At 69.4% G+C, this 15,400-nt stretch carries 14 protein-coding genes and 1 tRNA gene; 11 read left to right on the top strand and 4 right to left on the bottom strand.

What is annotated here, in order from left to right:
- The first annotated feature begins 13 nt into the window (after nucleotides 1-13).
- The 8 genes from MZTS_RS12525 to MZTS_RS12490 all read left to right on the top strand — a co-directional run bounded on the left by MZTS_RS12525 (nucleotide 14) and on the right by MZTS_RS12490 (nucleotide 9,345).
- Complete coding sequence (locus MZTS_RS12525) at nucleotides 14-994, top strand: ABC transporter permease (RefSeq protein WP_192284096.1); 981 nt, start codon at nucleotides 14-16, stop codon at nucleotides 992-994.
- Complete coding sequence (locus tag MZTS_RS12520; protein ID WP_192284095.1) at nucleotides 994-1,929, top strand: ABC transporter permease; 936 nt, start codon at nucleotides 994-996, stop codon at nucleotides 1,927-1,929. The genes MZTS_RS12525 and MZTS_RS12520 overlap by 1 nt, the downstream gene beginning before the upstream one ends.
- A complete protein-coding gene (locus MZTS_RS12515; protein ID WP_192284094.1) occupies nucleotides 1,929-3,764 on the top strand; it encodes an ABC transporter ATP-binding protein in 1,836 nt (611 codons plus the stop codon). Before MZTS_RS12520 ends, MZTS_RS12515 begins: the two co-directional genes overlap by 1 nt.
- Nucleotides 3,765-3,836: 72 nt before the next feature.
- Nucleotides 3,837-5,129, top strand: a complete 1,293-nt coding sequence (locus tag MZTS_RS12510; protein WP_192284093.1) for a Zn-dependent hydrolase — start codon at nucleotides 3,837-3,839, stop codon at nucleotides 5,127-5,129.
- The gene (locus MZTS_RS12505) at nucleotides 5,126-6,106 is read left to right on the top strand and encodes a phosphotransferase (RefSeq protein WP_192284092.1); all 981 of its coding nucleotides are present in this window, start codon (nucleotides 5,126-5,128) and stop codon (nucleotides 6,104-6,106) included. The genes MZTS_RS12510 and MZTS_RS12505 overlap by 4 nt, the downstream gene beginning before the upstream one ends.
- A 43-nt stretch (nucleotides 6,107-6,149) precedes the next feature.
- A complete protein-coding gene (locus tag MZTS_RS12500) occupies nucleotides 6,150-7,085 on the top strand; it encodes a phosphotransferase (protein ID WP_009864929.1) in 936 nt (311 codons plus the stop codon).
- 3 nt (nucleotides 7,086-7,088) lie between these two features.
- Nucleotides 7,089-7,871 (top strand): histidinol-phosphatase, encoded by a 783-nt coding sequence (hisN, locus tag MZTS_RS12495; protein WP_192284091.1) that lies wholly within the window; start codon nucleotides 7,089-7,091, stop codon nucleotides 7,869-7,871.
- Nucleotides 7,872-8,934: 1,063 nt separating this feature from the next.
- Complete coding sequence (locus tag MZTS_RS12490) at nucleotides 8,935-9,345, top strand: hypothetical protein (RefSeq protein WP_009866269.1); 411 nt, start codon at nucleotides 8,935-8,937, stop codon at nucleotides 9,343-9,345.
- A 140-nt stretch (nucleotides 9,346-9,485) separates the two neighbouring features.
- Here the strand turns inward: MZTS_RS12490 and MZTS_RS12485 are convergent, their stop codons facing one another.
- Nucleotides 9,486-9,791 (bottom strand): hypothetical protein, encoded by a 306-nt coding sequence (locus tag MZTS_RS12485; RefSeq protein WP_192284090.1) that lies wholly within the window; start codon nucleotides 9,789-9,791, stop codon nucleotides 9,486-9,488.
- 14 nt (nucleotides 9,792-9,805) lie between these two features.
- Here MZTS_RS12485 and MZTS_RS12480 point away from each other — a divergent pair, with 14 nt between their 5' ends.
- Nucleotides 9,806-10,240: a hypothetical protein gene (locus tag MZTS_RS12480; RefSeq protein WP_009866267.1), complete on the top strand. Its 435-nt coding sequence runs from the start codon at nucleotides 9,806-9,808 to the stop codon at nucleotides 10,238-10,240.
- A 133-nt stretch (nucleotides 10,241-10,373) separates the two neighbouring features.
- Here the strand turns inward: MZTS_RS12480 and MZTS_RS12475 are convergent, their stop codons facing one another.
- The 3 genes from MZTS_RS12475 to MZTS_RS12465 form a co-directional block, all read right to left on the bottom strand.
- Nucleotides 10,374-10,841, bottom strand: a complete 468-nt coding sequence (locus MZTS_RS12475; RefSeq protein WP_246482100.1) for a YeeE/YedE family protein — start codon at nucleotides 10,839-10,841, stop codon at nucleotides 10,374-10,376.
- Nucleotides 10,842-10,844: 3 nt separating this feature from the next.
- Nucleotides 10,845-11,270 carry a YeeE/YedE family protein gene (locus MZTS_RS12470; RefSeq protein ID WP_192284089.1) on the bottom strand — a complete coding sequence of 142 codons (426 nt, stop codon included), beginning with the start codon at nucleotides 11,268-11,270 and terminating at the stop codon, nucleotides 10,845-10,847.
- A gap of 213 nt (nucleotides 11,271-11,483) precedes the next feature.
- Nucleotides 11,484-12,227: an SDR family oxidoreductase gene (locus MZTS_RS12465; RefSeq protein WP_192284088.1), complete on the bottom strand. Its 744-nt coding sequence runs from the start codon at nucleotides 12,225-12,227 to the stop codon at nucleotides 11,484-11,486.
- A 196-nt stretch (nucleotides 12,228-12,423) separates the two neighbouring features.
- Here MZTS_RS12465 and MZTS_RS12460 point away from each other — a divergent pair.
- Nucleotides 12,424-12,498, top strand: a tRNA-Gln gene (locus MZTS_RS12460).
- Between the two features lie 321 nt (nucleotides 12,499-12,819).
- The gene (locus tag MZTS_RS12455) at nucleotides 12,820-15,045 is read left to right on the top strand and encodes a tyrosine-type recombinase/integrase (RefSeq protein ID WP_024830143.1); all 2,226 of its coding nucleotides are present in this window, start codon (nucleotides 12,820-12,822) and stop codon (nucleotides 15,043-15,045) included.
- Nucleotides 15,046-15,400: the final 355 nt, after the last annotated feature.

Below are 15,400 nucleotides of genomic sequence, written 5' to 3'. Positions count from 1 at the left end.
GACCCGAAACCCGATGTTCGTTCTCAGCTTCCTCGCCCGGCGCCTCGCGCAGGGGGCGGTGATCGTCTTCCTCGTCTCGCTCCTGATCTTCACCCTGCTGCGGGTGGTGCCGGGCGATCCCGTGCGCCTGATGGCCGGCGGCATGGCGCCCGAGGCGCTGATCGAGCAGATCGCCACGCGGATGGGCCTGCGCGATCCGATCCCGGTGCAGTTCGGCCGCTATCTCGGCCATGTCGTCCAGGGCGATCTCGGCCAGAGCTTCGTGCGGCCGGCCAACGGCGCGGCCACCGGCGGGGCGAACTTCAACGACGCCACGCGGGGCGAGCGGGCCGAGGTGATCCGCCTGATCCTCGACGCCCTGCCGATGACCTTGCAGCTGGCGGCCCTGGCGCTCGCCTTCGCGCTGGTCTTCTCCGGCCTGCTCGGGATCGCGGCGGGCCTGCGCCCCGGCGGCATCGCCGACCGGGTCGCCTTCGCCGTGTCCTCGGTCTTCATCTCCCTGCCGAACTTCTGGCTCGGCATCGTCCTGGCCCTGCTGCTCTCGGTGAAGCTCGGCTGGTTGCCGGCGATCGGCTATGGCGGCTTCTCCTACACGGTGCTGCCGGCCCTGGTGCTCGCGGTCGAACTGTCGCCGGTGCTGATCCGGACGCTCTCCGGCGCCGTCGCGGCGCAGATGTCGGAATCCTACGTCGCGGTCGGCCATGTGCGCGGCCTGTCGCGTCCGCGGATCGTGGCGGCGCATGCGCTGCGCAACGCCTCGGTGCCGCTCCTCAACCTGCTCGGGGTGCAGTTCTCGTCCCTGCTCGGGGGCGTGATCATCGTCGAATACATCTTCGACTATCCCGGCCTCGGCCTGCTCACGATCAATGCCGTGCTCCAGCGCGACTTTCCGCTGATCCAAGGCATCGCCATCGTCACCAGCGCGATCTTCGTCCTCATCAACATCCTCGTCGATCTCGCCGCCACCACCATCGATCCGAGGCTCGCCTACTGATGGATGCCGTCGAGACCTCCCTGGCGCTCGCGCCGCCGCACGCCGACCCCGCCGAGGCGCGCCTGATGTCGCGCTCCATCGGCCGGCGCATCCTCGGACAGGCGACCGGATCCACCGGCTTCAGGATCGGGCTCGCCCTGGTCCTGATCCTGGCGCTGGCCGCCGCCCTCTATCCCGAACTCAGCGGCATCGACCCGGTGAAGATGGATGTGCGGGCCCGCCTGCTGCCGCCCCTGTTCCTCGGCGACAAATGGAGCTGGGCCCACCCGCTCGGCACCGACCAGATCGGCCGCGACATGCTGGTGCGCAGCCTCGTGGGCCTGCGCACCTCGTTCCTGATCGGCGTCGCCTCGGTGGCGCTCACCCTGCTGATCGGCTGCGCCCTCGGCACCGTCGCCGGCTATTTCGGCGGCCGCACCGACACGGTCGTGATGCGCATCACCGACGCGCAGCTCTCGATCCCGATGATCATCCTGGCGATCGCGGTGCTCGGCGTCTCGCGCCCGACCATCCCCGCCATCATCCTCGTGCTCGGCCTGTCGAACTGGCCGGTCTATGCGCGGGTGATGCGCTCGGTGGTGATGGCCGAGCGCGGGCGCGAATATGTCTGCGCCGCGCAGGTCTCGGGCGCCACCCATCCGCGCATCATCCTGACCCTGCTGGTGCCGCTGCTACTGCCGCCGCTGCTGTTCACCTCGGTGCTCGACGTGGCGCGGATGATGATCTTCGAATCGACCCTCGGCTTCCTTGGCCTCGGCGTGCAGCCGCCGACGCCGACCTTCGGCAACATCATCGCCGACGGGCGCAAGTACCTGCTCAACGCGTGGTGGATCGCCACCATGCCCGGCCTGTTCCTGTGCCTCACCCTCACCAGCATCAACCTGATCGGCGCCGCCTTCGAGCGCGCCCGCAACACGATCCACGGGGGCGCCTGATGGACCCGGTGCTCTCCGTCCGCGACCTCTCCGTCGCGCTCACGCTCCCCGGCCGGCAGCGGACCCTCCTCGACGGCATCGGCTTCGATGTCGCCCCGCGCGAGATCGTCGGCGTCGTCGGCGCCTCGGGTGCCGGCAAGACGGTGCTGTCGCGGGCCGTGGTGAACTGGATCGAGCCGCCGCTCGCCATCCGCTCCGGCAGCGTGTCCTTCCGAGGGCGCAACCTGCTCGCGCTGCCCCCGCGCGAGATGCGGCGGCTGCGCCGGGACATCGCCTATGTCGGCGCCAACCCGATGGGCGCCCTCGATCCGACCCTGCCGGTCGGCCGGCAGATCGTCGAGAAGCTGCGCGCGGTGATGCCGGAGGTGTCCCCGAAGGAGGCGCAGGCCCGGGTCGTCGCCCTGCTCGATGCCGTGCGCATCCCCTCCGCCGCGTCGCGCTTCCACGATTACCCGTCGCACTTCTCCGGCGGGATGATGCAGCGGGCGCTGATCGTCGACGCGATGGTCTCCAACCCGGCGCTGCTCGTCGCCGACAACGTGACCCAGCCTCTGGACGTGACGGTGGCGGCCCAGGTGATCCGCCTGATGCGCGAACTCACCGAGCGCTTCGACACGGCGATCCTGTTCGTCTCCTCCTCGCTTCCCGTGGCCCGCGAGGCGGCGAGCCGGACCCTGGTGATCGATGCCGGAAAACTGGTGGAAGAGCAGGCGACCGAGGCGCTGATCGCCGCCCCGCGCCATGCCTATACCCGCGCGCTGGTCGCGCAGATCCCGGTGATCTGGGGCGAGCGGCCGACCTTGCCCGCCGCCCCGAAGCCGGCCGCGCCGGTCCCTGCCGACGCCATCATCAGCCTGCGGGACGTGTCGCAGACCTACCGGGTGAAGAAGCGCGGCAGCTTCGCCGGCACCAGCGCCCTGCGCGCCGTCCGCAACGTCACCTTCGACATCGTCAAGGGCGACAGCTTCGCGGTGGTGGGCGAATCCGGCTGCGGCAAGTCCACCCTGATGCGGCTCCTGAGCCGGCTGGAGCGCCCGAGCGGCGGCAGCGTGCTGTGCGAGGGCCGCGACATCGCCGGATTGTCAGGGGCCGAGTTGCTCGGCTTCCGGCGCAAGCTCCAGCTCGTGCTCCAGGACCCGTTCAACTCGCTGCCGCCACGCACCGGCATCGGCGCCATGCTCGAAGCTCCCTTGCGCACCCATGGCTGGCGCGACCCGAGGAAGATCCGCGAGAAGGTGCGCGCGGTGATGGACGATGTCGGGCTGCCGGTCTCGCTCTACGACGACCTGCCGCTCGGGCTCTCGGCCGGGCAGCGCCAGCGCGTCAACGTCGCCCGCGCCATGGTGCTGGACCCCGAGATCCTGCTCATGGACGAGACGCTCTCGGCCCTCGACCAGACCGAGCAGTTCAAGCTGCTCGCCCTGTTCGACAAGCTTCAGCGGGCGCACGGGCTGACCTACATCTATATCAGCCACGATCTCGCGATGGTGCGCAAAGCCTGCAACCGCATCGCCGTGATGTATCTCGGCGAGGTGGTGGAACTCGCCGACAACGACCGCCTGTTCTTCGATCCCGGCCATCCCTACACCCGGGCGTTGCTCTCGGCGATGCCGTCCCTGGAGGCGCGGCGCTACCGGCCGGAGGATTGCCTGATGGAGGGCGAGCCGCCGAGCCCGATCGACCTGCCCATCGGCTGTGCCTTCCGCTCCCGCTGCCCGCAGGCCTTCGGCCCCTGCCTCGACCGACCGCCGCTGCTGTCGGTGCGCGGCGCCCGCGACCTCGCCTCCTGCCATCTCGTGCCGGGGCCCGGCGCCACCCTCGCGGGCGCGGCCTGATGCCGTCACGGACTCTCCCCCCGGCGCGCGACCTCGCGCCCGCCATCCCCTCCGCAGCAATCGATGTGATCCATGCCTGACACGATGGCCCTTCCCGCCGCGCGGATCGACCCGGCCCGCCTTCAGGCGATGATGGAGGCGGTCTGCGCCTTCGGCGGCGGACCGGACGGCTCGATGACCCGCCTCGCCCTGTCCGACGAGGACGGCCGGGCGCGGGACTGGCTCGCCGCTTGGTTCCGCAGCCACGGCTTCGCGCAGAAGGTCGACGCCATCGGCAACCAGTTCGGTCATCTGGAACTGGCCGGGCCGGGGGCGCCGACGGTGATGGTCGGCTCGCATCTCGACAGCCAGCCCAATGGCGGCCGCTTCGACGGGGCGCTCGGCGTGATCGCCGCCTGCGAGGCGATCCTGTCGGTGCGCGAAAGCCTGGCCGAGGCGGGGACGAAGCCGGCCTGCAACTTCGCGGTCGCCAACTGGACCAACGAGGAGGGGGCCCGGTTCCAGCCGAGCCTGCTCGGCAGCAGCGTCTTCACCGGCGCCGCCGATCCCGACTGGGCGCTCGCCCGCCGCGACGGCGACGGCATCGCCGTGGGTGAGGCGCTGGCGCGGATCGGCTATGCCGGGACCGACCGGGTGCCGGTGCCCGACGCCTTCATCGAATTGCATATCGAGGGCGGGCCGATCCTGGAGCGCGAGGGACTGCGCTTCGGCGCCTTCACCCGCTTCTGGGGCGCCACCAAGTACCGTCTCGCCTTCCTCGGGCGCCAAGCCCATACCGGCCCGACGCCGATGGCCGAGCGGCGCGACGCGCTGCTCGCCGCCGCCTACCTCATCGCCGACCTCAAGGCGATGACGGCCGATTACGGCCTCGATCTGCACAGTTCCGTCGGGCGGCTCGAAGTGCGGCCCAACTCGCCCAACACCGTGCCGAGCGAGGCGGTGCTGTTCATCGAACTGCGCTCCGGCTCCCCCGCCATCCTGGAAGAGGCCGAGCTGCGGCTGAAGGCGGCGATCGATCTGGCCTGCGCCCGCGCCGAGGTCGGCCACGAGGTCCGCGCGATCGACCGCCGCGCCGCCGGCCCGATGGCGCCGGGCCTCGTGCGGCTGGCCGAGCGGGCGAGCGCCCGCCACGGCACCGAAGCCCGTCACCTCGACACCATCGGCGGCCACGACGCGGTCAGCCTGTCGGCGGTCTGCCCGTCGGTGGTGCTGGCCGTGCCCTGCCGCGGCGGGGTGATGCATCACCCGACCGAGTTCGCCTCGCCCGAGGATCAGGCCTTCGGCACCCAGGTGCTGGCCGACATGCTGACGATCCTGGCCACCGAGGGCCTGGCCGCCCTCGAAACCGGGGAGCAGGACCGATGAAAGGGCTCGGCACGCCCGAGGACGCGCAGGAGCGGCTGGCCGAGGCGGCCCTCGCCGAGGCCTTCGCGGCGCAGCCCGCCTTGCGGGGCAGGGCACCGCATTACGGTCCGGCCCTGCCCGGCCTCGCCTCGCCCTCCTATCAGGGGGTCGAGTCCACGACCTATCTCGTGGCGGACGGGGAGGGGCGGGAGCCCGCCTATTTCCTCAAGGTGTCCGAGCCGGCCGCCGCGCCGCTGCTCGACCCCGCCGCCGCCTTCCGCGCGGCGACGGCCATCGCCGCCCTCGGCCTCGCTCCGGAGCCGCTGCACCGGGCGGACGAGCAGGGCGCGATCCTGTTCCGGTACCTCGGCCCGGACTGGCGTCCGGCCACCCTGGACATGCTGCAGCGGCCCGAATCCATGGGCGCGGTGATCGCGGCCTTCCGCCGGATCGGGGAGGGCGCCCCGTTCGGGCGGCGCTGGAGCGTCTTCGAGGCGATCCGCGCGCTGCGCGCCCTGCTCGGCGAGGAGGCCGATCCCCTTCCCCCCGATGCGTGGTTCCTGTTCGATTGGGCCGAGGCCATCGAGGCGGCGCTGACCGCCGCCGGCACGGATGTCCGGCCGGCCCATGCCGACCCGCACGCCTCGAACCTGCTGTTCGGGCCCGGCGGCGCCCTGCGCCTCGTCGATTTCGACATGGCCTGCGACACCGACCCCCATTACCAGCTCGGCGCCTTCCTCAACGAGGCCTGCCCGTTCGAGACGCCGATGAAGGCGGGGATCGAGATGGCGGAAGGGCGCTTCCGGCAGGACGTGTTCAACCGCGCCCGCGCCTACGCCGCCGCCGACGACCTCCACTGGGCCCTGCGGGCCCTGGCGATGGACCGGCTCTCGCCGCGCCGAGGGCTGGAATTCCGCAAATACGCCAGTTGGCGCTTCCTGCGCTGCCGGATGCAGGTCGGGCGGCCGGGCTTCGAGGAAACCCTGAGGGACCTGTGAGCGCGACTGTCCCACCCGTTCCCCTCCTCCTGAGGAGCCGAGCATGATCTCCCTGGGCAATGCCGCCACCGAGGCCGAGCGCGCCTTCGAGGCCGTTCTTCGCACCGTCGCGCCCTGGCAGGGACGGCCGATGCGCTACGGCCCGGTCCATGGCGGGATCAGCAACATGAACTGGCGCGTCGAGGTGGCGGGCGAGCCGCATTCCTACTTCGTGAAGATGCCCGGCCGCGGCACCGAGATGTTCATCGACCGCGCCGCCGCCCGCGCCGCCAGCCGGCAGGCGGAGATCATCGGCCTCGGGCCCCGCACCTTCGACTATCTCGACGCGCAGGACATCGAGATCGCCGAATTCATCGACGGGCGCCGCCCCTCGACCAACCGCGACTTCGCCGACCCGGCCCTGCGGGCGGAAGCGATGCGGATCTACCGCCGCTTCCACGACGCGCCGCTCCTACCGCTGACCAAGACCGTGTTCGACATGATCGACGAGCACGACCGGCAGGCGGCGGAACTCGGCGCCCTGCTGCCGCCGGACCAGGCCTGGCTGACCCGCCAGACCCGGCTGGCGCGGGCGGCGCTCGACGCCTCCGGCCTCGACCTCGTGCCCTGCTTCAACGACCCGATGCCGGGCAACTTCCTCGTCGGCGACGACAAGTCGATTCTGCTGATCGACTTCGAATACGCCTCCAACAACGACCGGCTCTACGATCTCGCGATCTGGAGCGGGGAGATGTTCTTCCCCGAGAGCGTCGATCGCGAGCTGATCGAACAGTATTTCGGCCGCTACGACGAGGCCCTGTTCGCACGGCTGATGGTGCACAAGGCGCTCGCCGACGTGAAATGGTCGACCTGGGCGATGGTGCAGAACCGCATCTCCACCCTCGATTTCGATTTCTACAAATACGGGATCTGGAAACACATGCGCGCCCGCTCGATCATGAACGACCCGCGCTGGCCGCTCTTCCTGAAGGCGCTCTGACCGATGGCGCCCTCCGCTCCGCTCGCCCCCGAAGACATCCTCGCCTTCGCGGCCGACCTCGCCGACGCCGCGCGGCCCCTGGCGCTCGCCTATTTCCGCACGCCGCTCGACATCGTGTCCAAGGCCGACGAGAGCCCGGTGACGGTGGCCGACCGCGCCATCGAGGCGCATCTGCGCGGCCTGATCGAGGCGCGGTTTCCCGATCACGGCATCTTCGGCGAGGAGATGGGGGTGAAGCCGGGCAGCGGCCCGGTCTGGGTGATCGATCCCATCGACGGCACCAAGAGCTTCGTCACCGGCCTGCCGCTGTTCGGCACCCTGATCGCCTACCTCGACGGCGAGACGCCGCTGGTCGGAGTGATCGACATGCCGGCTTTGGGCGAGCGCTGGACCGGCCTGCCGGGGGAGGCGCGCTTCGGCCACGCGCCCGCCCGCACCAGCGCCTGCCAAAGGCTCTCCGACGCGCGCTTCTTCACCACTTCGCCCGAGGGATTTTCCGGCGCGGACGAGGCGCGCTACCGCCGCCTGATCGCGCGCACGGCTTTGCGCCGCTTCGGCGGGGATTGCTACGCCTACGGCCTCCTCGCCTCCGGCCATTGCGACCTGATCGCCGAGGCCGGGCTGCAGCCCTACGACATGATGGCGCTGGTGCCGGTGATCCGGGCGGCCGGCGGGGTCATCACGGATTGGGCGGGCGCCGACCTGACCCTTACCTCGGATGGGCGCGTGCTGGCGGCGGCGACGCCGGAGCTGCATCGAGAGGCGCTGGCGGCTCTGCGGGACTGAGGCGGAAGCGCCCGCCGCCGCGACGCGAGACGGTAGGAACGCCCCTCTCGCTCCGACTCGGAGGCCGGCAACGACGATGCCCCCTCCCGCCGATCCGGCCACGCGGCCGGTGCGGAACCGGGCAGCCCGGACAGGCGCTTGGTGGCGACCTTGGCCCGAGATCCGAGCGAAACGCTGACGACCGGTTCGATACTTTTCGCGGAACGGTTTGCTCCGGTTCGCCGTCTCTGATCGGCAGTCGGCAACACTCCGACATCAGGGAGGCGTTCGATGATCCGCAAACCGACTTTGACCGTGCTCGGCGCACTTGTCCTTGCTGGCGCCGTCCTCGGAAGTTCCTCTGCCGCCATGGCCGATCCGCCCTGGGCCCGAGGCGAACGCGGCCTTCGGCATGGCGGCCCTCCGCCCTGGGCCCCCGCTCATGGCTATCGACGGCACCGGGAATTCGGCGGCTACGGCCGCAGGGATGTACGCATCTATGAGGGACGCCGTTACGGAGGCTCCCGCTACTCCGACCGCTACTAGAGCATTTCCCGCGGAAGTGGCTGCCGGTTCCGCGAAAGACAACGCGGCACGATCAAGGAGTTGGAGCATTGTTCGTGATCCAAGGATCATGGAAGCTGCTCTAAAGCCGGGCCCGATCACGTTGGGTCGGATCCCGTCTCTCAGCTCTTGTTTTGCCGCGCCTGCTGTCGACGAACCGGCATCCGCTTCGGCGGAGAGCGCTCGAAGTCCGACAGATTTCGCCCAGGGGCTCGCGGCTCTTTAGACCTGCCCACGCCGCAGCACAGCCTGCTTGGGCGGAAGCGTCTTCCCAGCCTTCGTCACCGGACACCCCAGCAACCTCAAAGGTTCGGCCGAGAGGACACGGCTGGAAAGACCCAGGCTTCGCAATGAATCGGTGGCTGGAGGCCTTCGTGCTTCACAGCCCAACGAGTCATGCACCCGACAGATAAGCTTAAAATTACTTCGAATTCTGCCTATTGATCCCGCATTTTGCCGGAACGTTTTGCAAATCGCCGTTGTTTTGAGCCCCGTACGAACCACAATTCGGAGGCTTTACATGTTGAAGCACGCTCGCGTCGCGCTCCTCGCGACCACCTTCGTCGTCGGCGGTACGGCCATGGCGCTCGCGCAGTCTTCTTCCACCGTCGGCACCGGAGGCTCGTCTGCCGGCGGCGGCACCAGCTCGTCCACCGTCGGCACCGGGGGCTCCTCGGCCGGCTCGGGCAGCGGATCCGGCTCCTCCTCGACCCTGGGCACGGGGGGCTCCTCGGCCGGTGGCGGGACCAGCTCCTCGTCCGTGGGCACCGGTGGCTCGTCCGCGGGCAAGGGCACCAGCAGCTCGTCGATGGGCACGGGCGGCTCGTCGTCCGGGATGTCCGACGGCGCCGGCAAGTCGGGCAGCGCCCCCGGCCATGATCGGAGCGGTCCCGGCAATTCCGAGAACGCGCCGGGCCACAACAAGCGCTGAGCCCACGGCGGGCCCAGCATCGGGCGCGGTCCACCGGGGCCGCGCCCATCCCGCATCCGAGGAGACTGGACCATGGCGCGCCTGACCCTGCCGCTTCTCGGCGGCGCCCTCCTGCTCGCCGGCATCGCCGCGAGCCACGCTCAGACCAGCACGGTCACGACGGGCCCGAACGGCGTCTCGGGCAGCACGACGGTCACCACCGGCCCGAACGGCAAGCCGTGCAAGGTCGTGCATTCCGACGCCGCGAGGAACACCGGCACGATGTCGAGTTCGGTGACCGCCGGACCGAACGGCGTCAGCAGTTCCACCACGGGTGGTCCCTCGGTGACCACGAAGTCCGGGAGCGGATCGACGAGCAGTTCCGCATCCTCCTCAAGTTCCGGGGGCGGCACCACCATGACGACCACGGGCGGTGGCGATTGCGTCGTCACCGTCCCCAAGGACACGAAGTGAGGCCGACATGAAGACACGGTTCATCATCCCGCTCGCCGCCTTCGGGCTCCTCATCGGCTCGCCGCTCGCGCAGGCAGGGGGCAGCGCCACCGGCGGCACCGCCGGCTCGGCCGCGGCCGGAGGCACCTCCGCCTCGACCGTCGGAACCGGCGGCACCTCGACCGGCGCGGACGGAAAGACCGGCGCGTCCCTCGCCACCGGGGGTGCCGCCGCCGGCGGCAAGACCATGGATCGCTCGCACGTCAACGAGACCGGCAACGGCGGACTCAACGGGCAATCGAAGGCGATGGCCCATGACGGCGGCACCTTCTCGAAGTCGCATACCAAGACCAAGGTCCGCGACGGCGAGAGCGTGGAATCCCGTACGAAGACCATGTCGCACGAGCCCGGCTCCAAGCCGATGAAATCGACGACCACCACCGGATCGACGACCGGTCAATAGGGACGGCGCCGCAGATCGCCTGGCCAGTGCGGCATGACGAGGCGGACGCTGTCCCGGCGCCGGGTCGCCTGAGCGGGGGCGGCCCGGTGCCCACACCCCGGGGGCCGATCGCCCACGGCCTCGAGATCCTGGCTCACGCGTCCGAGGGATGGCCCGCGCTGGCCTCGAACGACATCGGACGTCGCTTCCCCCCATCGGGCACGAAGCGGAACAGGACCATCCCGACGACCATGGCCGCGACGAAGATCGCGGCCTGCACCGGCGCGACGGTGAGGAGGGTCAGGGCCGGGCCGGGGCAGAGGCCGGCCAGGCCCCAACCGATCCCGAACAGGGCGGCGCCCGCGAGCAGGCGCGTGTCGAGGTCGCGCCGGGCCGGGATCTCCAGCCGCTCCGCGAAGACGGGCCGGCCCCATCGCCGCGCGAGGACATAGCCCACCGCCGACACGGCGACGGCGCCGGCCATGACGAAGGCGAGGCTCGGATCCCACCGGCCGGTAATGTCGAGGAAGGCGAGAACCTTGGCGGGATTGGCCATGCCGGAGACGAGGAGGCCGAATCCGAACAGCAGGCCGATGGCGAAGGACGAGACGATCCGGGCCATGGTTCAGGCTCCGGCGAGGTGGCGGACGAGGAAGACCGTGACGATGGCGACGGCCATGAAGGTGCCGGTCGCCACCAGGGACCGGGGCGATCCCCGGCCGATACCGCAGACACCGTGGCCGCTGGTGCAGCCGGCTCCGAGCCGCGCGCCGAAGCCGACGAGCAGGCCCGCGAGGACGAGCAGGGGGGCCGAGGCGCCGAGGCTGACGGGGGGCAGGCGGCCGCCGAGGCCGGCATAAGCGAGGGGCGCCAGGACGAGGCCGGCCAGGAAGGCGACGCGCCAGCCCGTCTCGCGGGAGGGTGGGGCGAGCAGCCCGCCGAGAATGCCGCTGATGCCGGCGATGCGCCCGTTGAGCAGCAGCAGCAGCGCGGCCGAGGCGCCGATCATGAGGCCGCCGAGCAGGGCGGGGAGGGGCGTGAAATCGTCCATCGTGGTCACTCCGGCACACGGGTTCGAGCGGCCGGCCTCATCGACCGACCGGCGCGGTCCCGCCCTCGCGTCACCGGTCGTCGCGTCCAGCCTCGCCGCTTTGATAGAGCATGGTGGGGGCGGCTGCGAAGAGCGGCGGCGGACGCGAGGCCCGGACAGCCGGAAGGCGGCCGAGCGCGCATCGGAGCCGGATGCCGCCTCGTCGACATGGCTTCAGCCCCGGCCGACGAACGGCATGGCGGTCGCCATCACGGTCATGAACAGGACGTTGGCCGAGAGCGGCAGACCGGCCATGTAGAGCACGGCCTCGGCGACGTGCTTCGCGTCCATGTACGGCTCGGGGCGGATCGCGCCGTCGGCCTGCCGCGCGCCCTGTCCGAAGGTGCGGGTCATCTCGGTCTCGGCATTGCCGACATCGATCTGCCCGCAGGCGATGTCGAACGGACGTCCGTCGAGGGCGGTCGAACGGGTCAGGCCGGTGATGGCGTGCTTGGTCGCGCTGTAGGGGGCCGACATCGGCCGCGGCGCGTGGGCGGCGATGGAACCGTTGTTGATGATGCGGCCCCCGCGCGGTTCCTGCGCGCGCATCATCCGGAAAGCGGCGCGGGTGCAAAGAAAGGCGCCGGTGAGGTTGATGTTAACACTCGCCAGCCAATCCTCGACCGCGATCTCGTCTACCGTCGCGGCGGGGGTGAAGATCCCGGCATTGTTGAACAGCAGGTCGAGCCGTCCGAACCGCTCGGCGACCTGGCTGAACAACCGCTCGACGGCCTGCGCATCGGACACGTCGGTCGGCACGCACATCGCCTCGCCCGGCATTTCGGCGGCGACCCGCTCCAGCACGTCCCTCCGCCGTCCGGCCAGGACCGGCCGCCAGCCGGCCTCCGCCAGACCGAGCGCCACCGCCCGCCCGATTCCGGAGCCGGCCCCCGTCACGACCGCGACCCGTTCACCCATCGCCCGCTTCCCTCCCGAGGTTCGCGCTTCGGATCAGGATAAGCCGGTCCGCGGCTTCGGGGCAGGGCCCCTCTGTGGCACCCTACGGTTCGCGGCGGTTTTTTCGACACGGTCGAGTCCGCCAACGCAAAGCGGGCCCGCAACCCGGTTGCCAGCCCCGCCCGGCCCGTCTAGAGAACCGTCGGCGCGGAGCCGATGGGGCGTCGCCAAGTGGTAAGGCAGCGGTTTTTGGTACCGCCATTCCCAGGTTCGAATCCTGGCGCCCCAGCCAAGCCTCAGCTAAGTTATTGATCTGACTGTGATCCGTGCTCAGCCGCTCTCGCGGCTGCACCGATTGTACGCAGAGCTGTTGCACGCGCTTGTCCACAGGGGCAGGCCGTTGACGATTTGTTCTAACGTGTACCGACGCGGTGCGGTATACTGGTGGCGTAGGCGATTCCGTTGCGATGAGCGGACACGACCCCCTGGTGCCTCTGCTAAGGGGAGTTCCGCCACGGTCGCTCTCAGCCTGGGCACAACCGACCCGGCGAGTGCGCGCACACTCGGCTGGGCACTCAACGCGGAAAGCCTCCGCGTCCGGGACGATCCCGCCATGCGTAGCACCAGTCAGATCCGTGACCATCTCCGCGCCTATGTCGACCGGGAGCGAAGCGCGCGCTTGACGCGCCTGCGGCGCGACCTCGATCCACCGCGTGATCCGCTCGTCGGCGACTGGCCGGCGCTGATGGAGAGGCGTGCGCGAGAGTACCGCATCTTCGGGCGTCTGCAGGCGCTCGCAGGCGAGGACGGCTTCGATGCGGGGTACGACAGCGAACTCGATGCGCGCCTGAAGCAGGAAGGCTTCAGCCTGACGGAACGCGGAGCGATCCGCCGCCGCATCGTGAACGGCTATCTGCGCGATCTCGGACGCCCTGACGAGACGGGACGGCTCACACCACCTCGCGCCTATCTCCAGGCCATGCTGATCAGCATGGGCGAGCCCGTGACCGAAGCCGGGCTGACAAAGTGCCTGCGCGGGCTCGCGGCCGTCTCGGGGCACGTCTCGCGCGAATTCGCCACGACCTATGCCGAGGCCCGCTGCGATCCGCGGGAGGCCTGGGCCAACCTCTCGGCGATGCGTGCCAGGGATGAGATGCCGCGCGACACGCTGGGCTGGGCCACATCCGACTTCGACGGCGCTGACAGCTTCGAGTGGGGCGACTTCGAGGTCCAGGCCTCAAACATGCCGCCGCAGGTAGAGGGCAGCTATACCGATCCGGCCAGTCCCAAATCCGCCCCCCTCAGCCAGCCGGCACCCGACCAAGACCCTATCGCCGACCGGAACCCTCCACCCGCGGCATCAGACCCTGCGTCGTACCCTCCAAAAGCGGAGGCGGCCGCGCCGGATATGGCGTCAAGACCATCGTCTGGCGCTTCGGAGTTTGACGGGGAGGATCGCGTTCCAGCCGCCACCGATCACACTCCAGACGTCGATCAACGAGGTCTGGACGATGCGCGTGAGGGGAGCGAAGCCGATTCCGGTCCGGTCACGAACTCGCTGACTGAGGTGGTCGAACAACTCATCACGCACAAGGGCACCACCTGGGATGAGAAAACTCAGCGTCAGCATCGGGCCGTCGCAGCGATGCTGGGCGATATCGCAGGCACCGATGACCTGCGGCAGATCAGGCACTCCCATCTCGCTGCCTATATCCAGAACCTCTCGAATCTGCCGAAGTCCTACGGCAAGAGTTCACGTGACGCGGCACTGTCGATCGCGGACCTGGTCGAGCGCGGCCGAACGATGCGAGCTATGGGGCAGACCGAGAAAGTCGGGCTCAGCCCCGCGACCGTGAACCGGCATATCACGCAGCTCTCGACCATCGCGAAGTACTGCCGGGCCAAGCAGCGCCCGATCGGACAGGTCGAGCTCCTGGGCGACTTCCGCCTGATCGACCCGGAGCGGGACGGCGAGAAGCGACCGGCTTTTGAGGTCGACGAGGTGAAGACGCTGTTCGCGCACCCCGTCTGGACGTCGACGGTCTCGGAAGCGGAGATGCTGCGGGTCGCACGGGGGCAGCAGATCTTCGCAGCCGTCTACTGGCTGCCGCTCCTGGGCTACTACACCTGCGCGCGCCTGTCCGAACTGGTCTACCTTGAGCTCGGCGACGTCGATGTGGAGCAGGCCACGCTCAAGATCCGGCCGACACGCAGACGGCGCCTCAAGAACGCGGTGTCGCGTCGGACGCTGCCACTCCATCCAGAGCTGATCCGCCTCGGTTTCCTGGATTACGTGCGGGACAGATCCGGTGCACGAAGCGATCTGATCTTCGCGGAGATCGCGCAGTTTGGCGAGAACACGCCCTTGTCGAACCTGTTCGACAAGCGCTGGACGGTCGTTCTGGACGAAGCCGTGCCTTCGGCCCGTGAGGAGCGCAAGACATTCCATTCCTTCCGGCATTTCGGCAATACGGAGATGATCCGGCAGCAGGTGCTCGATCCGATCCGGGAGTCGATGATGGGCCATGAGGGCGCCACCGTGAACTCACGGAACTACAAGAAGACGCTCAAGCCGGAAGATATGCGCACGGCCATTGCCGCCATTCCCGAAGTCACGCGGGATCTGCGGGCGTATGACTGGACGCTCCTTGGGCCTTCCCTGACGCTCGGCTCCTTGGGGGACCAAGTATCGGCAAAGGGACGTTCGTCGCGCCGCCGATCCCTTCCATCATCGCCACTTCACTCGCTGCGAAAGGACAACAGGGAAGAACCTGGACGGTCTTCTCTGCTGCCTGAGGCGTGTCCGCGCCGAAACCAGAAGCCGTTTGACGTGCCTTAAAGACCCATGCGCCACGTCAGCTTCGGTGATCAAGCTCGCTAAAGCCGACGTGCCGTTTTGCGCTTAATCTCGGCCATTCAGCAGCCTTCCGGCATCTCAGAAGCGGATATCGGCGCAGATCGGATCATAGGTCTCAGACGCGCCATGAGCGGACATCAACTCGATACCCGTAACCGGACATTCAGCTTCGCGCCCACCCCTGCCTTAAAACCGCATCCTCACATGCCTGAAAGCAGACATGCGAGCCTGCTATCGATTGTTCAGCAATAACAACGCTCCGAGTAGCGCTGCAGAGGTGTAAGGCCTCCCGACATCCACAACCATCGTCGACCGTTGCGGGAGCTATGCGGGAGAT

Origin of the sequence: Methylorubrum zatmanii, from assembly GCF_014845115.1 — a bacterium.
In the GTDB taxonomy this organism is placed as follows: Bacteria; Pseudomonadota; Alphaproteobacteria; order Rhizobiales; family Beijerinckiaceae; genus Methylobacterium; species Methylobacterium zatmanii.
The sequence above is the reverse complement of the archived record's forward strand: the minus strand, read 5'-3'. Positions and strand labels throughout refer to the sequence as shown.